Annotated in this window: 13 protein-coding genes and 1 pseudogene; 7 read left to right on the top strand and 7 right to left on the bottom strand. The window is 72.1% G+C overall.

Features of this window, described 5'->3' with window-relative positions; translation table 11 throughout:
• Window positions 1-66 precede the first annotated feature (66 nt).
• Genes K2F47_RS08315 through K2F47_RS08295 form a run of 5 tightly spaced genes read left to right on the top strand, consistent with a single transcriptional unit; the run spans window position 67 to window position 4,701 of the window.
• Window positions 67-1,395 carry a hemolysin family protein gene (locus K2F47_RS08315; protein WP_242902170.1) on the top strand — a complete coding sequence of 443 codons (1,329 nt, stop codon included), beginning with the start codon at window positions 67-69 and terminating at the stop codon, window positions 1,393-1,395.
• Complete coding sequence (locus K2F47_RS08310; RefSeq protein ID WP_242902169.1) at window positions 1,392-2,447, top strand: CNNM domain-containing protein; 1,056 nt, start codon at window positions 1,392-1,394, stop codon at window positions 2,445-2,447. The genes K2F47_RS08315 and K2F47_RS08310 overlap by 4 nt, the downstream gene beginning before the upstream one ends.
• Window positions 2,448-2,507: 60 nt before the next feature.
• Complete coding sequence (locus K2F47_RS08305) at window positions 2,508-2,741, top strand: helix-turn-helix domain-containing protein (RefSeq protein ID WP_242902168.1); 234 nt, start codon at window positions 2,508-2,510, stop codon at window positions 2,739-2,741.
• 3 nt (window positions 2,742-2,744) lie between these two features.
• Complete coding sequence (locus tag K2F47_RS08300; RefSeq protein ID WP_242902167.1) at window positions 2,745-3,299, top strand: Clp protease N-terminal domain-containing protein; 555 nt, start codon at window positions 2,745-2,747, stop codon at window positions 3,297-3,299.
• A gap of 19 nt (window positions 3,300-3,318) precedes the next feature.
• Complete coding sequence (locus tag K2F47_RS08295; RefSeq protein WP_242902166.1) at window positions 3,319-4,701, top strand: FAD-binding oxidoreductase; 1,383 nt, start codon at window positions 3,319-3,321, stop codon at window positions 4,699-4,701.
• 5 nt (window positions 4,702-4,706) lie between these two features.
• On the opposite strand, the gene K2F47_RS08290 is transcribed toward K2F47_RS08295, so the two are convergent.
• From K2F47_RS08290 to gnd, 6 genes are all read right to left on the bottom strand, one after another.
• Window positions 4,707-5,300, bottom strand: coding sequence for a hypothetical protein (locus K2F47_RS08290; protein WP_242902165.1), 594 nt, complete (start codon window positions 5,298-5,300; stop codon window positions 4,707-4,709).
• A gap of 90 nt (window positions 5,301-5,390) precedes the next feature.
• Window positions 5,391-6,233, bottom strand: coding sequence for an LLM class flavin-dependent oxidoreductase (locus K2F47_RS08285; RefSeq protein ID WP_242902164.1), 843 nt, complete (start codon window positions 6,231-6,233; stop codon window positions 5,391-5,393).
• A gap of 69 nt (window positions 6,234-6,302) precedes the next feature.
• On the bottom strand, window positions 6,303-7,100 hold the full coding sequence (locus tag K2F47_RS08280) for a carbon-nitrogen hydrolase family protein (protein ID WP_242902610.1): 798 nt from the start codon (window positions 7,098-7,100) through the stop codon (window positions 6,303-6,305).
• Between the two features lie 20 nt (window positions 7,101-7,120).
• Window positions 7,121-9,625, bottom strand: coding sequence for a DEAD/DEAH box helicase (locus K2F47_RS08275; RefSeq protein WP_242902163.1), 2,505 nt, complete (start codon window positions 9,623-9,625; stop codon window positions 7,121-7,123).
• A 310-nt stretch (window positions 9,626-9,935) separates the two neighbouring features.
• Window positions 9,936-14,108, bottom strand: coding sequence for a wHTH domain-containing protein (locus K2F47_RS08270; RefSeq protein WP_242902162.1), 4,173 nt, complete (start codon window positions 14,106-14,108; stop codon window positions 9,936-9,938).
• A gap of 125 nt (window positions 14,109-14,233) precedes the next feature.
• Window positions 14,234-15,658: an NADP-dependent phosphogluconate dehydrogenase gene (gene gnd, locus K2F47_RS08265; RefSeq protein ID WP_242902161.1), complete on the bottom strand. Its 1,425-nt coding sequence runs from the start codon at window positions 15,656-15,658 to the stop codon at window positions 14,234-14,236.
• Window positions 15,659-15,810: 152 nt separating this feature from the next.
• Between gnd and K2F47_RS08260 the strand changes: the two genes are divergently transcribed.
• Both K2F47_RS08260 and K2F47_RS08255 read left to right on the top strand, forming a co-directional pair.
• Complete coding sequence (locus K2F47_RS08260; RefSeq protein ID WP_242902160.1) at window positions 15,811-16,560, top strand: HAD family hydrolase; 750 nt, start codon at window positions 15,811-15,813, stop codon at window positions 16,558-16,560.
• Between the two features lie 13 nt (window positions 16,561-16,573).
• Window positions 16,574-18,946 carry a glycoside hydrolase family 65 protein gene (locus K2F47_RS08255; RefSeq protein WP_242902159.1) on the top strand — a complete coding sequence of 791 codons (2,373 nt, stop codon included), beginning with the start codon at window positions 16,574-16,576 and terminating at the stop codon, window positions 18,944-18,946.
• Window positions 18,947-19,141: 195 nt separating this feature from the next.
• Here K2F47_RS08255 and soxR read toward each other — a convergent pair.
• Window positions 19,142-19,615, bottom strand: a pseudogene (soxR, locus tag K2F47_RS08250) (redox-sensitive transcriptional activator SoxR); the annotation flags it as partial.
• Between the last annotated feature and the right edge of the window lie 24 nt (window positions 19,616-19,639).

Below are 19,639 nucleotides of genomic sequence, written 5' to 3'. Positions count from 1 at the left end.
GTTCCCGGCGGGGCGGACCGGGTAGAAAGATCGCTAACCGGATGCGGCGAGCGGGGGGAGGCAGGCGTGGGCGCCGTCCTCGGGCTGCTGGCCGTCCTGGTGCTGACGGTGGCGACCGGCTACTTCGTCGCGCAGGAGTTCGCGTTCGTCACCGCCGACCGGCCGCTGCTCGACCAGCGCGCCGCCGAGGGCGACCGCGCCGCCGCGCGGGCGGTGCGGGTGATGGAGCGGTTGTCGTTCATGCTGTCGGGCGCGCAGCTCGGGATCACGGTGACGGCGCTGGTGGTCGGGTTCATCGCCAAGCCCGCGCTCGCCGACCTGATCGGCCCGGCGCTGCGGGCGGCGGGCGTGCCGGGGCGCGCGTCGGGCGGCGTCGCGGTGGCGCTGGGGTTCGCGCTGGCCACGATCGTGCAGATGGTGCTGGGCGAGCTGTTCCCGAAGAACCTCGCGCTCGCGCGGGCGGAGTCGCTGGCGCGGGCGCTCGCCGCGTCCACGCTCGTCTACCTGGCGGTGGCGGCGCCGCTGATCCGGTTCTTCGACGCGGCGGCGAACCGGCTCGTCCGGGCCGTCGGGATCGAGCCGGTGGAGGAGCTGCACCACGGCGCGACGCTGGAGGAGCTCGGGCACATCATCGGCGAGTCGGGCGAGCAGCTCGGCGAGGGGCACGCCGACCTGCTCGAACGCGCGCTGGCCTTCTCCGACCGCGACGCCGAGGAGGTGATGGTGCCGCGGGTGGACGTGGTGACGGTGCCCGCGTCCGCGCCGGCCGCCGAGCTGACCGACGTGATCACGGCGGGCGGGCACTCGCGGTACCCGGTCGTCGGCGAGCGGGTCGACGACGTCGTCGGCGTCGTCGGGCTGGACGAGCTGGTCCGGCTGGACCCGGGCGAGGCGGCGACCGTCGCGGTCGGGGCGATCGCGCGTCCGCCGCTGCTGGTGCCGTCCTCGCTGCCGCTGCCGGACCTCGTGTCGCGGCTGCGCGCCGCCTCGGTGCCGCTGGCCTGCGTGGTCGACGAGTACGGCGGCTTCGCCGGGATCGTCACCTGGGAGGACGTCGCGGAGGAGCTGGTCGGGGAGATCGCCGACGAGCACGACGCCGAGGAGGACCTCGCGGTCCGGCGCGGCGAGTGGTGGACGACCGACGCGGGCCTGCGGGTCGACGAGGTCGCGCACGAGACCGGCGTCGCGCTGCCGGAGGGCGACTACGAGACCGTCGCGGGCCTGCTGCACCAGCGGCTCGGACGCGTCGCCATGCCCGGCGACGTCGTCACCGTCGAACTGGAGCCCGCCCGGCTGGACGAGCCGCCCCGCGCCGCCGTCGTGGAGGTGCTGACGATCCGGCGCCACGTCCCGGAGCTGATCCGCATCCGCACTGTGGAAGGGGAGGAGGCATGAACCTCGTCCTCGGCGCACCGGTGACGCTGGCGCTGCTGGCCGGCAACGGGTTCTTCGTCGCCACCGAGTTCGCGCTGGTGGCGGCCCGGCGGCCGCGGCTGGAGCGGGCCGCGGCGCGCGGCAGCCGGGCGGCGGGCGCGGCGGTCGCGGGCATCTCCGAGCTGTCGCTGACGCTCGCGGGCGCGCAGCTCGGCATCACCATGTGCTCGCTCGGCCTCGGCCTCGTGTCGGAGCCGGTGTTCGCCGAGACGCTGGCGCCGCTGTTCCACGCGGCCGGGCTGCCGTCCGGCGGCGCGCACGCGGTCGCGTTCGTGCTGGCGCTCGGCCTGGTGACGTTCCTGCACATGGTGGTCGGGGAGATGGCGCCGAAGTCGTGGGCGATCGCGGGCCCGGAGCGGTCGGCGACGATCCTCGGCCTGCCGTTCCGGGCGTTCACGGCGCTCGTCCGACCGGTGCTGGCAGCGTTGAACGGGGCCACGAACCTGCTGCTGCGCGCGGTCGGCGTCGCCCCGGACGGGTCGCGGGAGCTCTCGCGCACCCCCGAGCAGCTCCGCCGCATCGCCGAGGAGTCGCGGCGGCTCGGGCTGATCGAGGAGGCCGACCTGACGCTGCTCACCGCCGCGCTGGACGCGCCGCGCGCGCCGCTGGCCGAGCTGGTCATCCCGGTCGCGCGGATCGTGTCGGTGCCCGCCGCCGCGACCCCGCAGGAGGTGCTCGACACCGCCGTGCGCACCGGCTGGACGCGGATCATGGTGCGCGGCGCCGCGTCCCCTGGCGAGACGCGGACGGCGGGCGGCGCCGAATCGCCCGGCGAGGCGCGGATGGTGCACGTCCGGGACGCCTATGTGGCGCGGGCCCGGGGCCGGGACACGCCCGCGGGCGAGCTGGCGCACCCGGTGCCCGCGCTGCCGGTCGGCACACCGGTCGGCCGCGCGGTCGCTGTGCTGCGCGACCACCACAGCAGGCTCGGCGTCGCGACGGGGCCCGACGGCCGGGTCGCGGGCCTGATCAATCTGGACGACCTGCTCGCCACCCTGCTCGCCCCCGCCTGAACCGCCGACGACTGTCAACGTTGGTTGACACGACCTTGATGTCAACCTACATTGACAGCCATGAGCGATGGGGTGACGCTCGCCCAGGAGGCGGGCAGCAAGGACCCGGCGGTGGGGCTGCGGGCCGTCCGCGCGCTCCGCGAGCTGGCCGAGCGGCTGGAGGCGCTCCAGGTCGCGAGCGCCCGCGAGCGCGGCTGGTCCTGGCAGGAGATCGCGGTGTGCCTCGGCGTGAGCCGGCAGGCCGTCCACAAGAAGCACGGCGGCGGGCGCCGCCTGATCAAGAAGGAGCGGTAGGGGATGTTCGAGCGTTTCACCGAGGACGCCCGGCGGGTGGTCAAGGACACGCAGGTGCACGCGCGTGCGCTGGGCCACCGCCACATCGGCACCGAGCACCTCCTGCTGGCGCTGCTCACGGGCGGCGGCGCCGCGGCGGAGACGCTCCGCCGGCACGGCCTGGACGCCGTCGACCTGCGCGCCCGTATCGTCCGGGCCGCCGAGGAGCCGCTCGACCCCGAGGCGCTGCGGGCCATCGGCATCGACCTGGACGCCGTCCGGCAGGCCACCGAGGAGAGCTTCGGCCCGGGCGCCCTGGACGTCCCGGCCGGGGAAAGCCGGCCGGGCGGTGGGCCCCGGGGGCACATCCGGTTCTCCCCCGAGGCGAAGAAGTCCCTCGAACTGGCCCTCCGGCAGGCGATCCGGCTCAAGCAGAAGCACATCGCCGCCGGGCACATCCTGCTCGGCCTCCTGCACGACGAGACGTTCCTGTCGGCGCGGCTGCTGGTCGGCGCCGGGGTCGACCTCGGCGAACTCCGGGCCGACATCACAGGGCTGCTCACGTCCAAAGCCGCCTGAACTGTGGTTGTTTAACCCCATGGCCGATCTTGTGGTGTCCCTGAAAGACCGCATCCCCGACGACCGGATCGTGACCGACCCCGGCGTCACCGCCGCCTACGCGCGGGACGAGGCGCCCTGGGCGCCCTACGGAACGCCCGCCGCGCTCGTGCGCGCCCAGTCCGTCGAGGACGTTCAGGCCGTGGTCGCGGTCTGCGCCGAGCACGGCGTCCCCGTCGTCCCGCGCGGCGCGGGCACCGGCCTGTCGGGCGGCGCCAACGCCCTGGAGGGCTGCGTCCTGCTCTCCCTGGAGCGGATGAACGAGATCGTCGAGATCGACCCCGCCGAGCGGCTGGCGGTCGTCCAGCCGGGCGTGGTGAATGACGACCTGCGCAAGGCGTGCGCGGAGCACGGCCTGTGGTACCCGCCGGACCCGTCCAGCTCGCCCTGGTCGACGATCGGCGGGAACGTCGCGACCAACGCGGGCGGGCTGTGCTGCGTCAAGTACGGCGTGACCCGCGACTACGTCCTGGCCGTGCAGGCGGTGGTCGGGCGCGGCGACGTCGTCCGGCTCGGCCGCCGCACCGCCAAGGGCGTCACCGGCTACGACCTGTGCGGCCTCATGGTCGGGTCGGAGGGCACGCTCGGCGTGATCACCGAGGTCACCGTGCGGCTGCGGGCCGCCCGCGCGGCCGAGCGCACGATCGTCGGCTCGTTCCCCGACCTGCGGACGGCGGGCGCTGCGGTCGGCGCCGTCACCGCGGCCGGGATCGTCCCGAGCGCGCTGGAGCTGATCGACCGGCACGTCCTGCGCGCGGTCGACGAGTGGCGCAACATGGGCCTGTCGGACGACGCGGAGGCGCTGCTGCTCGGCCGCACCGACCTGCCCGGCGAGGCGGGCGAGGCGGAGGCCGACGCGATGGTGCGGCTGTTCGAGGAGGCCGGGGCGAACTGGGCCGTCCGGTCCACCGACGCCGAGGAGGCCGACGCGCTGTTCGAGGCGCGGCGGCTCGCCCACCCGGCCATGGAGCGGCTCGGTCCCGTGCTGACCGACGACGTCTGCGTGCCGCGCGCGCTCCTCCCCGAGATGCTCGCCCGCGTCGAGGCGGCCGCCGTGGAGCACGACGTGCTCATCGCCAACGTCGCGCACGCGGGCGACGGCAACCTGCACCCGATGATCATCGTTCCGGCCGGCGACGACGCGGCCCGCGTCCGCGCCGTCCGCGCGTACGACCAGATCATCGCGGGCGCGCTCGACCTCGGCGGCACCGTGACCGGCGAGCACGGCGTCGGGCTGCTCAAGCGGCGCGGCCTGCACGACGAGCTGGACCCGGCCGTCGTCGCCCTGCACCACGGGGTCAAGTCGGCGCTGGACCCGGCGGGGATCTTCAACCCGGGGAAGGTCTTCGGCGACCCGTCCTGACCGCGTCAGCGCCGACCCATGATCCCCGACAGCGCGGCGACGCAGATCGCCCGGCGGTTCGCGTCGTGCGGGTACCGCCGTCGGCACTCCGCCTCGATCCACCCCGGGGCGGGCTTCGGCCTGGGGGGCGGGGGGCGGTGCGAGGCACGCGGACGCGGCGCCGGGCGCGGGCGGGGCACCCGGTGGTCGTGCCGCACCGGGGCCCTGGTCTCGGTGGGGCGGCCGCCGGACGGCACGCCGGGCCGGGGCCGGACCGGTGTGCCGTCCGGCCCCCGGGCGCGCGCCGTGGCGGCGTCGGGCGGTGACGGCGCACCCGACGGCGGCGGGACCGACGGGGGCGCAGGGGGTGCCGGGGGTGCCGGGGGCGCCGCCGCCGGGGTCGTCGGGACGGCGTCCGGCGTGACCCGGTGCGGCGGCGACGGGCGCAGCATGCCGTAGGCGAGGGTCAGCACGAGCCCGGCGGTGAGCACGACCCCGACCGCGACGGCCGGTAGGGACCGCCGGGACCAGAACGGACGGCGGACCGGGGGCGCGGGCGCGGCGCGCGTGTACTCCGAGGGCGGGTAGCGCGGTGGCGGGTTGTCACTGGAAGGGGACACCCGCCCATGGTCACGCTAGGTGCCTATACAGGCACGCACAATCGCCATGACCGTTGTCACCTCGATACACTCAAGCGGCTACCAGCGCGCTCAGCGGCCTGCGAGCAGTTCCACGACGGGCGCGAACGCCTCCGCGAAGGGCGCGGGCACCGTCACGTACGAAATGCCTAGCTCGTCCCGGCGGCGGCTGAGCGTGTCGGCCATCTCCTGCGACGTGCCGGTCAGCATGGCGATGGACCCGGACGAGGCGAGCGCCGCCGCGTCCACCGCCATCCGGCCGCGCAGCCAGCCGGGGATCTCGTCGCCGACGACGTGCACGCTCGTGCACAGCTCCAGGTCGTCGAACCGCTCCCCCGCCGCGTCGCGGACGACGCCGACGAGGTCGGCGAGGCCGTCGTCCCCGGTGAGCGGCGGGACGCCGAACGCGACCGTGCCCGCCCGGCGCGCGGCCAGCGCCAGCATCCGGGGGCGGGACGCTGCGACCAGCACGTGCGGGGTGTTGCCCGTCCCGCCGTACAGGCCCTCGACCGGGCCTTCGACCGCGTCGATCACCTGCTCGACCCTGGCGAGGCGCTCGGCGCCCGATCCGTAGGGGACGCCGAGCACGGCCGCGTCGCCCTCGCCGCCGGGCCGCCCCGCGCCGATCCCGAGCTCGAACCGGTCGCCGGTGACGAACGCCAGCGACGCGGCCTCCCAGGCCACCGCGTTCGCCGGGCGGGTCGCGGTGTTGACCACGAAGGTGCCGACGCGCAGGGACGTGGTGACGGCCGCCGCCGCGGCGAGGGACGCGGCGGGCGCCGGGGTCGCGACGGTGTCGGCGGTCAGCAGCGTCGCGAAGCCGAGCTCCTCGCCCCGCCGCGCCAGCGCCGCCCACTCGCGCCCGTCCCGGGCGCCCGCTCCCACCATTCCGAACCGGAAGAGTCGCTGTGTCATGCTCTCATTTTGAGTGAGCACTCACTCATTCGTCAAGCCGCGTATCGCGATCGACGGCATAGGCCCAGCTCAGGCCGGGGTGACGGTGAAGCGGCGCAGCGCCAGCGCCGGGTTCTTCTTCCGCACGGCCTCGATCCGCTCCGAGGAGACCTCCCCCGGCGCCACGCCGGGCCCCTCCCCGAGCGAGGCCACGACCACGCCCATCGGATCGATAATCATGCTGTTGCCCGCGCCGGTCGGGGCGCACTGCCCGGCGGCGGCGACGTAGATCGTGTTCTCGATCGCGCGGGCCCGCACCAGCGTCCGCCAGTGGTCCTCCTTGAGCGGGCCCGGCACCCACTGCGCGGGCAGCGCGAGTACGTCGGCGCCCGCGTCCACGATCCGCCGCGTCACCTCGGGGAAACGGACGTCGTAGCAGGTCTGCATGCCGAACGTCACGCCGTCCGCGGTGAAGGTCTCCGGGTCGCCGATCTCGCCGTGCCGGACGAGCGCCGACTCCTTGTACCCGAACGCGTCGTACAGGTGGATCTTGCGGTAGACCGCCGCGATCTCCCCGTCCGGACCGGCGGCGACGAGCGTGTTGGCGATCCGGCCCGGCTCGTCGAGCCGCTCGTTCATGCCCGCGACGACGTGCGCGCCGTGACGCCGTGACGCGTCCTTCAGCGCCCCCGTGAACGGGCCGTCCAGCGGCTCGGCGGTCTCCACGAACCGCTCGTCCATCCGCGACGCCGTGAACATCGCGAACTCCGGCAGCACGACGACCCGGGCCCCGCCGCCGGCGGCCTCGTCCACCAGCTTGCGGATCGTCGCCATGTTCTCGGCCTTGTCCTCGCTGGGCGCGTACTGCGCCACCGCGACCTGCACCACCGCGATCCCTCCCAACGCCGTCACAGCCGGTTCACGGCCGTCACACGGATGACGGCCTCGCCTTCCTGGTCCGATCCCGCGAGGTCGACCTCGGCGGAGATCCCCCAGTCGTAGTCGCCCTCAGGATCGTCGAACACCTGCCGGACGCGCCACAGCGCGTCCTGCGGCACCTCCTCGATCTGGAGCAGCTTCGGCCCGCGCGCGTCGGGCCCGGTCAGCAGCTCGTCGTGGTCGGCGAAGTAGCCGTCCATCGCCTCCCGCCACGCCTCGGCGCCGAAGTCCGGGTCGAGCTCGGCCAGGTCGCCGTACCGCTCCAGCGCGGCCAGCTCCACCCGCCGGAACAGCGCGTTGCGCACCAGTACCCGGAACGCCCGCTGGTTCGCGGTCACCTTCGTGACCCGCTCCTCGATCGGCTCGTCGACCTCCTCGGACGGGTTGGCGAGCTGTTCCCACTCGTCCAGGAGGCTGGAGTCGACCTGCCGGACCAGCTCGCCCAGCCAATCGATCAGGTCGATCAGGTCATCGGTCTTGATCGACTCCGGGACCGTCTGCTGGAGCGCCTTGTAGGCCCCTGACAGGTACCGCAGCACAAGGCCCTCGCCCCGCGCCAGCTCGTAGAACCCGATGTACTCGGTGAACGTCATCGCCCGCTCGTACATGTCGCGGACCACCGACTTCGGACGCAGCGGATGGTCGCCCACCCACGGATGCCCCGCCCGGTAGATCTCGTACGCGGCGTCCAGCTCGTCCTGGAGGGGCTTCGGGTGGTCGACGTCCTGGAGCAGCTCCATCCGCTCCTCGTACTCGATGCCCTCGGCCTTCATCTCCGCGACGGCCTCGCCGCGCGCCTTGTTCACCTGCGCCGCGAGGATCTGGCGCGGATCGTCCAGCGTCGCCTCGATCACCGACAGCACGTCCAGCGCGTACGAGGGCGACGCCGGGTCCAGGATCTCGAACGTCGCCAGCGCGAACGTGGACAGCGGCTGGTTGAGCGCGAAGTCCTCCTGGAGGTCCACGGTGATCCGCGCGTACCGTCCCATGTCGTCGGGCGCGGGCAGCACCTCCACGACCCCGCCCGCCAGCAGCGACCGGTAGATCGCGATCGCCCGCGAGATGTGCCGCCGGCGCGCGGCGGGCTCCTCGTGGTTGTCGGTCAGCAGCCGCTTCATCGCCTGGAACGCGTTGCCCGGACGCGCGATCACCGACAGCAGCATCGCGTGGCTGACCTGGAACCGCGACCGGAGCATCTCCGGCTCGGCCTCCTGCAACTTGCGGAAGGTGTCCTCGTCCCACCCGACGAACCCCTCCGGCGGCTTCTTGCGCTGGACCTTCCGCCGCTTCTTCGGGTCGTCCCCTGCCTTGGCGAGCGCCTTCTCGTTCTCCACCACGTGATCGGGCGCCTGCGCCACCACGAACCCCACCGTGTCGAACCCCGCGCGCCCGGCCCGCCCCGCGATCTGGTGGAACTCCCGCGCCCGCAGCCGCCGCACCCGGTGCCCGTCGTACTTGCTGAGCGCGGTGAACACGACCGTCCTGATCGGGACGTTGACGCCGACGCCCAGCGTGTCCGTCCCGCAGATGACCTTCAGCAGCCCCGCCTGCGCGAGCCGCTCCACCAGCCGCCGGTACTTCGGCAGCATCCCCGCGTGGTGCACCCCGATCCCGTGCCGGACGAACCGCGACAGGTTCCGCCCGAACTTCGTCGTGAACCGGAAGTTCCCGATCAGCTCGGCGATCCGCGCCTTCTCCGCCTTCGTGCACACGTTGATGCTCATCAGCGCCTGCGCCCGCTCGATCGCCGCCGCCTGCGTGAAGTGCACCAGGTAGACCGGCGCCTTCTGCTCGGCCAGCAGCTCCTCGATCGTCTCGTGCAGCGGCGTGACCCGGTAGTCGTAGATCAGCGGCACCGGCCGCTCCGCCGAGGTCACCAGCGCGGTCGGACGGCCCGTCCGGCGCGTCAGGTCCTTCTGGAAGAACGTGACGTCGCCCAGCGTCGCCGACATCAGCAGGAACTGCGCCTTCGGCAGCTCCAACAGTGGGATCTGCCAGGCCCAGCCCCTTTCGGGCTCGGCGTAGAAGTGGAACTCGTCCATGACCACCACGCCGATGTCGGCGTCGGCGCCGTCCCGCAGCGCCATGCTGGCGAGCACCTCCGCCGTGCAGCACACGATCGGCGCGTCCGCGTTCACGCTCGCGTCCCCGGTCATCATGCCGACGTTCTCGCGCCCGAACATCTCGCACAGGTCGAAGAACTTCTCCGACACCAGCGCCTTGATCGGCGCCGTGTAGAACCCCACCTGATCCTTGCCCAGCGCCGCGAACAGCGCCCCCGCCGCCACCAGGCTCTTGCCCGACCCGGTCGGCGTCGACAAGATCACGTTGGCGCCGGAGACGACCTCGATGAGCGCCTCCTCCTGCGCGGGATACAACGTGATCCCGCGCCCCGACACCCATCTCTCGAACGCCTCGAACAGCGAATCGGGATCGGCGTCGTTTCCGGTAGGCAGCTCATCGATAAGACTCACCCCTCCATCCTGCCCCTGTCGGGCTACTCCCCGCGTCACCCCCTCCCCCTCCAGGCCAGCATCGCGGCACAGAGCCCGAGCCCGGCCGCCAGCACGTTGAGCACTCCCCCGGCCACCGGGGCCAGCTCGACGATCGTCCCCACGTCCACCACTCCCGTCGCTCACTCGCAGACAGAAGCAGCCTGCGCCGAAGGGCCCGGCCCCGTCCGTGCGCTGGCGTGACATGACGTCGACCAAGCGGAGATCATGCCCGTGACCTGCGGCTTTTCCTTGAGGGACGGCCCACTGGCGCACACCCGCCGCACGGTGGTCAGCGCTTGCGGGGCAACCTGCGCATCGCTTCGGCGACGCTCTCGTCGACGTCCGGGACGTCCATCCCCAACCACCGCAACCGCTCCGCGGCGTCCCGCACACTCATCCCGGCCTTCCGCGAAACGGTGAGCAGGTGGAACAGGTTGACCGGTTCCCCGGGCCTGGGCCACGTGATCACCCCGTTGCGAACGGCGCGGAGAAGCATGACGTCGGCCGGCTCCGGAAGCTCCCCGAACGACACGGTCATCCCGAGACCGGCCAACCGGTCGGCCGTGCGGGGTATGGAGGCACCGGACGTGGCGAAGGTGCGGACCAGATGCCCGCGCGTGACAGGCTCCGCCGCGTCCAACCAGGGAGGCTGGCCATCGCAGTCCTTGGAGAGCAATCGCAAAGCGCTCTCGTCAACCGCGTCAGGTATATGGGCCGGAGCCACAGCCACATGCATGCCGTACGCGGAAAGCCGTTCCACGACCCGCCCGGGAGCGATTCCCGTCCTGCCGCTCACCACCGCCACGTGCGGGAGGAGGACAGGTTCTGTCGGCCGCCACCAAGGGGAAAGCCTGTGCGCTTCGCGTCCGAGTAGTTGGAGGTCCTCGGGTTCGATGCGATCCGGCAGGCGGTCCGGAACCTTGATCCCGTAGGCGGTGAGCCGCGAGGCGACGTCACGGACAGGCAGGTTCAGCTTGATGGCAGCGCGAAAGAGATGGACCGGATGAAGCGGCCCGTTCCCGTCGTACTCCTCCTTCTCCCTCCACGTGAACTCCCAATCGAAGAGAGCCGCGTCCTCAGCATCAGGCCGTTCAGGCAGCGAGCAGCGGGCAGTGGTGAAGCCGAACTCCTCCAGCCTGTGGCATACCTCGTCGACTGGAGTTTGGAGTTCCCGAGCGCAGCGAACGAGATGCGAGGCCGGTAGCGGGCGACCGGTGTAGGCGATCCAGTCTGTTGTGCTCTGTTGCCACGAGAGAATCCGCAGGTCCGTTTCCGATGGTCCAGTGGGAGCCGATTGAGCCGGGGCCACCTGGAACCCATGGCGCTCCAGCCGTTCCCGCAACTCGGGGAAGCCCACCCCGAATCGGACGGCGACTGCCGCGACGTGCCCGATGGGCACCGCCTTTCCGGTGGAAAGCCAAGGGGGCCCGCCGGTCTGCTTCGAGCTCAGTAGGGCGAGATCGAGGTGGCCGCCGTGCGGCTCTGCTGAGAACCCTTCTGGATCCAGCTCGTGAACGCCCAATTCAACAGCCCGTTGTGCCGCTTCACGTGGGGAGACTCCCAGCAGCCTGGCCGCCCAAAGGACACGCCCTGGAGAAACTCGTAGATCCTCCCGCGTCCAGTGCCAGGACGTCACCGAGAGGTCATCTTGACCGGCCTCGTCACCGAAGTTGCTTCCGAGCAGCAGCGTGTCGGAAGGTCGCCCAGTAACGACGTCCTCGATCCGCGGTGGCTCCATCTCCGATAGGACGTCTTCGACATCGGAACCGTTGACGATCAGGCGCCACAGCAGCACGTGATCCGCGACCTCCGGCCCGAAATCCCAGCACCAGAGATCGTACGAATCGGGCACCCGCCCGGGCAGCCTCCCATTATCCGCCCAGACGAGAAAAGAATCTTGAAGGAAGCAGCCGACGCGGCGAACGTCCAACCGCCCCGTTTCCGTCGTGATCTGGTGGCGCGAACGGCTCGCCCTTTCGATGACGAGGTCCGCGAGCCTTGGGCTGGCCTCCGTCAGCGCGGCCACCCAGCCGACGTTCAGCCGAGGGGGGTCCGCCGCCATTAACTCGTCCATCGCGGCGACGAGGAGTTGCTCGGCGGTGCCCGAGACATCCGAGAGGACTTGTCGACGGTCGACGGAAAGTTTCTTGGGCGCGTGCTGGCCGGTCAGGTTAACGATGGCGCCGCGCAGCCGTCCGCCCGTGCTGCCCGCGAAAACCCCGTGGCGGGTGGCAGGTCGCACGTACAGGCCGTCCACCAGCAGGCCGCCGCCGTATTCGCACCAGACCACCTGGCCGCCGTGGCCGTCGCTCCAGGGCACGAAGTCGCCGTGGACGTCCAGCCCATCGGTCTCCCACGAAGGGCGGACGCGCTCCTTGAGCACCCCCGGCTCCCAAAGCTCAACCTGGTTGCCGTGCCGGGCGTGGGTCTTGAATTCGGCGATGCCAAGTAGCCGTCGTAGTTCCTCCACGCAGGACGGGGCCTCCTCGCCTTCACGAAGGTAGAGCCGTACCGAAGTTCCCGCGGGGCGATCGTCTGAAAGGTGCTCGATGCGGAACAGATGCCCCGGCCCGAAGATCGAGACCTTCAGCGTCGGATGCGAGCGGTGGCCGCGATCCAGCGGGCGGGTGACGACCTCGATCTCGTCGGCGATCATGAAGTAACTCAGGACCCCGATACCGAAACGGCTGTTGGCATGAAATGGGATGGGCGGGTCTGAGCTCTTCCAATCGGCCGCCTCGACCAGGAACTCGGTGGTGTCGGTAAAGCGGGACCCGGCCTGCGCGAAGACGTCGGTGAGGACCGCCTCGGTCATGCCGATGCCGTTGTCGAGGCATTCGAGGTAGGCGCGGCCGTTCTCGTCCACGCCCTGGGTGAAGCGGATGCGGCCCTCCCAGTCGTCGGCCCAGTCGCCCTGCCTGCGGTAGGCGAGCCGGGCCCGGCGGTAGCGGCAGGCGTCGAGAGCGTTCTGGTACAGCTCGCGGATGGCCAGGCCACGATCCTGGTAGAGCTGCTCGCCCATCAGCAGATCTTGGACGCGGCGCTCGTCGAGCCGAAACCGGCTGACCCGCTGGAACAGCAAGCGACCGTCGTCATCTGTGTCAGGGCGAACATCATCGGCAGACGCACGGGACGGCAGGCGTGTGAGGGCATGCATGGTGTGATGGTCCCCGCATCCCTGCCGGATCGCGTAGAGCAACGCGTCCACCTGGCCCGCGTACTGGCGCAGCCCCTCAAGCTCGGCCGGATGATGACAGTCTGCGCGCAGTACGAGACAGTCCGATTGCAGCACCCACTTCGCGTGGCTCCCCACGGTGCCGCGCAGCTCCGCCAGATCGACCGGATGCGGAATGCCAAGATGTCGGGCGACAATCTCGGGGAGCCGGACGAGGTCGATCGTCAGGGCATATGCGACCGAGAGGATCTGCCCGATCAGCAGTTCCCGGACGCGCTGCTCGTGCGGCTCACCTGCGAACAGCACGGTCTCGAACTGCGGCGCGTTCTTGCGGTCGGTGTCGCCCAGCTCGGACAGGTCGAGCCGCAGCGCGGCCAGGAACCGCTGGACGGTCTTCGCGGCCAGCACCTCGTCCCGCATGCGGGGGTCGCTGGCGTCCACGGCCGAGAGCAGGTCACGGACAGTGCTCAGTCGGTAGGACTGCGGAAACCGCACCACCCAACGGCGGAAGAGCCACCAGCCGATCTCAGACGCGGCGGAATCACGATCAGGCAGGCGCCGGGCCGTCGCACGGTCGACCAGTTCGCGCTGCCCTCCAAGGAACGTCTCGTACTCACGACGCGGCCCGTCACCGCAACCGCTGCCGAGGTCGAGAGGGTCGATCTCGCGCAGCGTGGCGAGCGTGCGGGCCATGTGCGTGTGGTGCAGCAGCGGGACGAGCGTCAACAGTGCCGCCTCAGCCGGGGACAGGTCGCACATGGCCTCGGCGAGCGTGGTGCGCAGCAGCCAATCCGTCCAGCGGGTGAAGCGGGCGGCGAGTTCGGTGTCGAGCCAGGGATCATCGGGCGAACCCGACTCGGCCTCGGACGACAGAACTGCGAGCCGTTCGGCTATCGCGCTCGTCGCCTCCTGGAAGGCCGAGGCATCACGCCTCGCGTCGACCAGCGTCCACGCGATGTGTCCCGCCGCCAGGGCCGCCCAAGGGTGCGGCGAAGGCGCGGCGGCGGCCGTGGCCTCCTCATACAGCCGGAGGGCCTCGTGGACGTCACCGTCGTCGCCGTCCAGAGCCCGAACCAGGGCTTCGACCTGCCGGGCGTCCACCGGGAGCCGTAACCCGCGCAGCCAGTCGTTGACGTAGGACGCCGATTCGAGGTGCATCTCGGTCGCGATGTCGCGGCGGCTCTTCAGCCCGTTCGCCTGATGGAGCCGGTCCAGGAGTTCCAGAAGACGCCGGTGAGGTCCGTCGCCGGGCCAGTTCGCCTGGTCGATCCGCTGCCCGCGCCCCATCCCATCTCCCGTCGCCGCCTGGGAACCTATCTACACGCCTCGAACCCGACGGACCACCCGAATCCATCAACAGGCCAGAGCAGGCGGGCAGGCGCCCCCAAAACATGCCAGGGGCGCCCGAGACCTCAGGCGTCTACTTCGGTGCGGTCTCCGCCCCAGAGGGTGTGGTGGGTGCCTTCGCGGTCGGTGCGGCGGTAGGTGTGGGCGCCGAAGTAGTCGCGTTGGCCCTGGGTGAGGGCGGCGGGTAGGCGGTCGGCTCGGAGTGAGTCGTAGTAGGCCAGGGCCGTGGAGAGGCCGGGGGCCGGGACGCCGATGCGGGCGGCGGTGGCGACGACCTCGCGCCAGGCGTCCTGGGCGTCGCCCACGGCCTCGGTGAAGTGGGGGTCGGTGAGCAGGGTCGGGGTGTGCGGGTCGGCGGCGTAGGCGGCGCGGATGCGGTCGAGGAAGCCGGCGCGGATGATGCAGCCGCCGCGCCAGATCGCGGCCATGGACCCGGCGTCGATGTTCCAGCCGTACTCGGCGCTGCCCGCCTGGATCTCGTGGAAGCCCTGCGCGTACGCGACGATCTTGGAGGCGTACAGGGCCTTCTCGACGGCGTCGGCGAAGGAGGAGCCGGCGACCTTGGTCCGGGACGGGCCGGGCAGGTGGCGGGACGCGGCGCGCAGGTCGGCGTGGCCGGAGACCGAGCGGGCGAAGACGGCCTCGGCGATGCCGCCGACGGGGACGCCGAGGTCGAGGGCGGTCTGGACCGTCCAGCGGCCGGTGCCCTTCTGCTCGGCCTGGTCGAGGACGACGTCGACGAACGGCTTGCCGGTGGCGGCGTCGGTGTGCGCGAGGACCTCGGCGGTGATCTCGATGAGGTAGGACTCCAGGCGGCCGGTGTTCCAGGTGCGGAAGACCTCGGCGATCTCGGCCGGGGCGAGGCCGGCGGCGTGCCGCAGAAGGTCGTAGGACTCGGCGATGAGCTGCATGTCGGAGTACTCGATGCCGTTGTGCACCATCTTGACGAAGTGCCCGGCGCCGTCCGGGCCGACGTGGGCGCAGCAGGGGTCGCCGTCGACCTTGGCGGAGATGTCCTCCAGGAGCGGGCCGAGCGCCTCGTAGGACTCGGCGGAGCCGCCCGGCATGATGCTGGGGCCGTGCAGGGCGCCCTCCTCGCCGCCGGAGATCCCGGCGCCGACGAAGTGGACGCCGCGCTCGCGCAGCGCGGCCTCGCGGCGGCGGGTGTCGGCGAAGTGCGCGTTGCCGCCGTCGACGATCATGTCGCCGGGCTCCAGCAGCGGCGCGAACTCCTCGATGACGGCGTCGGTGGGCGCGCCCGCCTTGACCATCACGACGAGGCGGCGGGGCCGCTCCAGGGACGCCACGAACTCCTCGGGCGTGTCGGCGGGAAGGAACGTTCCCTCGTCGCCGAACTGTTCGACCAGTGCCTTCGTGCGGGCGGAGGTCCGGTTGTGGACGGCGACGGGATGGCCGTGCCGGGCGAGGTTGCGGGCCAGGTTGCGGCCCATCACCGCCAGTCCGGTGACGCCGATGCGGGCCTTTTCCATTGGTTCTCTCCTCCTGGTGTGCGAACCTGGCCAAGGGGTCGTGTGTAGATCATGAACATCCCGCAGGCCCGCGGACTTCCCCATGCGTGAGGGTGTGCCCGCGTGGGAAGGGGCGACCCGTCCGATTACTGACATTTCTCCAGGGGGTGCGGATGCTGGGACTGCCCGACCGGGCGCAGGCGTGTCTCTTCGATCTCGACGGGGTGCTGACCCGGACGGCGGCGGTGCACGCCGCCGCGTGGAAGGAGATGTTCGACGGCTTCCTGCGCGAGCACGCGGAACGGACGGGCGGCCCGTTCGTCCCGTTCGACCCGGTCAAGGACTACGGCGCGTACGTCGACGGCAAGAAGCGCGAGGACGGGACGCGCTCGTTCCTGACCTCGCGCGGGATCAGACTGCCCGAGGGCGCGCCGGACGACCCGCCCGAGCGCGAGAGCGTCCGGGGGCTCGGGAACCGCAAGAACGCCCTCGTGCTCCAGATCATCAAGGAGCGGGGCGTGGAGGTGTTCGACGGGTCGGTCGGCTACGTCCGCGCGGCGCGGGAGGCGGGGCTGCGGACGGCGGTGGTGTCCTCCAGCGCCAACACCGCGCAGGTGCTGGAGACCGTCGGGATCACCGACCTGTTCGACGCCCGGGTCGACGGGGTCGTCGCGGCCGAGCGGAACCTGCCCGGCAAGCCCGCGCCCGACATGTTCCTGGAGGGCGCCCGGGAGGTGGGGGTCCCCGCGGAGCGGGCGGTGGTGTTCGAGGACGCGCTGGCCGGTGTCGAGGCGGGCCGCGCGGGACGGTTCGCCTACGTGGTGGGCGTCAACCGGGTGAGTCCGGACCACGCGGCCGACCTGCGGGAGCACGGCGCGGACGTGGTGGTCGACGACCTGTCCGAGCTACTAGAAGGCGAGTGAACGGGGAGGGCGAGTGAACGAGAGCGAGGGCCAGGCCGCAGCGGATCGTCCGGTGTACCTGGTAGAGCCGTGGTGCGTGCGGGAGCCGGAGCTGCGCCTGGACCGGCTGGCGCAGAGCGAGTCGGTGTTCGCGCTGTCCAACGGGCACCTCGGCATCCGCGGCAACCTTGACGAGGGGGAGCCGCACGGTCTGCCGGGCACCTATCTGAACTCCTTCTACGAGCAGCGGCCGCTGCCGCAGGCGGAGGCCGCCTACGGCTATCCCGAGTCCGGGCAGACGGTGATCAACGTCACCAACGGCAAGGTGATCCGGCTGCTGGTGGACGACGAGCCGTTCGACGTGCGCTACGGCCGCGTCCACCACCACGAGCGGGTCCTGGACCTGCGGGCGGGCACGCTCACCCGGCATGTGGAGTGGACGTCTCCGGCCGACCGGCGCGTCAAGATCACCTCGACCCGGATGGTGTCGCTGACGCAGCGGGCGGTCGCGGCGATCTGCTACGACGTCGAGCCGGTGGACGCGGCGGTCCGGGTCGTCGCGCAGTCGGAGCTGGTCGCCAACGAGGCGCTGCCGGGCGGCGGGCGCGATCCGCGCGCGTCGGCGATCCTGGAGAGCCCGCTGGTCAGCGAGGAGCACGTCGCGAACGGGACGAAGGTGCTGCTGCTGCACCGCACCCGCAAGAGCGGGCTGCGGATGGCGGCGGGCATGTCCCACCACATCGACGGCCCCGAGTCGATGGCGGTGGACACCGAGAGCTCCCCGGACGTCGGGCGGCTGACGGTCGCGACGCGGCTGGAGCCGGGGCAGCGGCTGCGGATCGTCAAGTACCTGGCGTACGGGTGGTCGAGCCAGCGGTCGCGGCCGGCGCTGCACGACCAGGTGGTCGGGGCGCTGGCGGGCGCCCGGCAGACGGGGTGGGACGGGCTGCTGGCCGAGCAGCGCGAGTACCTCGACGAGTTCTGGTGCGGCGCGGACGTGGAGGTGGACGGGGACGCCGAGATCCAGCAGGCGGTCCGGTTCAGCCTGTTCCACGTCCTCCAGGCCGGGGCCCGCGCGGAGCGCCGCATGATCCCGGCGAAGGGGCTGACCGGGCCCGGCTACGACGGGCACACGTTCTGGGACACCGAGACGTTCGTGCTGCCCGTCCTGACCTACACCTCGCCGGGCGCGGCGGCCGACGCGCTGGCCTGGCGGCACATGACGCTGCCGCTGGCCTGCGAGCGCGCGGCGCAGCTCGGGCTGGAGGGCGCGGCGTTCCCGTGGCGGACGATCCGCGGGCACGAGTGCTCGGGGTACTGGCCCGCCGGGACGGCCGCCTTCCACGTCAACGCCGACATCTCCGACGCCGTCGTCCGGTACGTGGACGCGACGTGCGACGAGCGGTTCGAGCGGGAGGTCGGGGTCGAGGTGGTGGTGGCGACCGCCCGGCTGTGGCGGAGCCTCGGCCACCACGACGTGGGCGGCGTGTTCCGCGTCGACGGCGTGACCGGCCCCGACGAGTACACCGCGATCGTGGACAACAACGTCTACACGAACCTGATGGCGCGCCGGAACATGGAGGCGGCGGCCGACATGGCGATGCGGCATCCCGACCTCGCCGACCGGCTGGGCGTGACGACCGAGGAGGCGGCGTCGTGGCGGGACGCGGCGGCCGCGATGCTGATCCCCTACGACGACCGGCTGGGCGTCCACCCGCAGAACGAGAACTTCACCAACCACGCCCGCTGGGACTTCGGGGCGACCAAGCCCGAGCACTACCCCCTGCTGCTGAACTTCCCCTACTTCGACCTGTACCGCAAGCAGGTCGTCAAGCAGGCCGACCTGGTGCTCGCGCTGCACCTGTGCGGGGAGGCGTTCACCGAGGAGCAGAAGGTCCGCGACTTCGAGTACTACGAGGGGCTGACCGTCCGGGACTCCTCGCTGTCGGCGCAGACCCAGGCGGTGATCGCGGCTGAGGTCGGGCAGCTCGACCTCGCGCACGACTACCTCGGCGAGACCGCGCTGCTGGACCTGCACGACCTCAACCACAACACCCGCGACGGGCTGCACATCGCGTCGATGGCGGGCGCGTGGAACGGGCTCGTCGCCGGGTTCGGCGGGATGCGCGCGGGCGGCGGGCGGCTGCGGTTCGCGCCGCGGCTGCCCGGCGGCATCAGCCGGCTCGCGTTCCGGATGCGCTACCGCGACAACCGGCTGCGGGTCAACGTGACCGCCGAGGCCGCCACCTACGAGCTGCTGGAGGGCCCCGGCCTGAAGCTGCGGCACCACGGCGAGGAGTTCACGCTGGGGGACGAGCCGATCGAGCTGCCGATCAAGCCGGTCACCGCCCGCCCGACCCCCGGCCAGCCGTCCGGCCGCGAGCCCTCCGCCCGCCGCAGCCTGTGATCACTCTCCCGGCCCGGGGCCTCCCCCGGGCCGGGAGCAGGGGTCCAGCGGCCCTCGAAGGCGTGGGTTTCAGCAGCCCTCGGGAGCGCAGGACGGGAGGCAGTCGGCCGGCATGCCGTCGGGGGCCTCGTCCACCACCGGGCGGCAGGTGCCGTGGCCGGTGTCCTGCGCCGGACGCGGCGACCGGCCGTCGTCGCCGTGGGCGCGGTCGGTCTCCTGGACGAGGAGCCTGCGCGGCCCGGGGCCCTCGTCGCCGAGCCGGTCGTAGGGGTTGGCGAGGGCGCACTTGTTGATCGACAGGCAGCCGCAGCCGATGCACTCGGTGAGGTCGTCGCGGAGGCGTTCGAGCTGGGAGATGCGGGCGTCCAGGTCGCTGCGCCAGTGCTCCGACAGGCGCGCCCAGTCCGCGACGGTGGGGGTGCGCTCCTCGGGGAGCGTGGCGAGCGCGGCCTTGATCTCGCTGAGCGGGATCCCGACCCGCTGCGAGACCTTGATGAACGACACCCGGCGCAGCGTGTCGCGGGTGAAGCGGCGCTGGTTGCCGGCCGTGCGGCGGCTGCTGATCAGGCCCTTGGCCTCGTAGAAGTGCAGCGCCGAGACGGCGACGCCGCTGCGCTCGGCGAGCTGCCCGACGGTCAGCTCGTGCACGCGGAACTCAAGCCGTGTCATGCCCGCAATCCTATGCGGCCTCAA

It is taken from the genome of Actinomadura terrae, assembly GCF_022751215.1.
Taxonomy (GTDB): Bacteria; Actinomycetota; Actinomycetes; order Streptosporangiales; family Streptosporangiaceae; genus Spirillospora; species Spirillospora terrae.
Note: the sequence above shows the minus strand (reverse complement) of the source record. Positions and strands in the feature narration are given on the sequence as shown.

What these genes read in the sequence shown, in the direction of transcription:
- K2F47_RS08305 (WP_242902168.1), top strand. Translation starts at nt 2,508, where the DNA reads ATGAGCGATGGGGTGACGCTCGCCCAGGAGGCGGGCAGCAAGGACCCG.
- K2F47_RS08310 (WP_242902169.1), top strand. Translation starts at nt 1,392, where the DNA reads ATGAACCTCGTCCTCGGCGCACCGGTGACGCTGGCGCTGCTGGCCGGC.
- K2F47_RS08285 (WP_242902164.1), bottom strand. Translation starts at nt 6,233, where the DNA reads ATGACACAGCGACTCTTCCGGTTCGGAATGGTGGGAGCGGGCGCCCGG.
- K2F47_RS08295 (WP_242902166.1), top strand. Translation starts at nt 3,319, where the DNA reads ATGGCCGATCTTGTGGTGTCCCTGAAAGACCGCATCCCCGACGACCGG.
- K2F47_RS08260 (WP_242902160.1), top strand. Translation starts at nt 15,811, where the DNA reads ATGCTGGGACTGCCCGACCGGGCGCAGGCGTGTCTCTTCGATCTCGAC.
- gnd (WP_242902161.1), bottom strand. Translation starts at nt 15,658, where the DNA reads ATGGAAAAGGCCCGCATCGGCGTCACCGGACTGGCGGTGATGGGCCGC.
- K2F47_RS08270 (WP_242902162.1), bottom strand. Translation starts at nt 14,108, where the DNA reads ATGGGGCGCGGGCAGCGGATCGACCAGGCGAACTGGCCCGGCGACGGA.
- K2F47_RS08300 (WP_242902167.1), top strand. Translation starts at nt 2,745, where the DNA reads ATGTTCGAGCGTTTCACCGAGGACGCCCGGCGGGTGGTCAAGGACACG.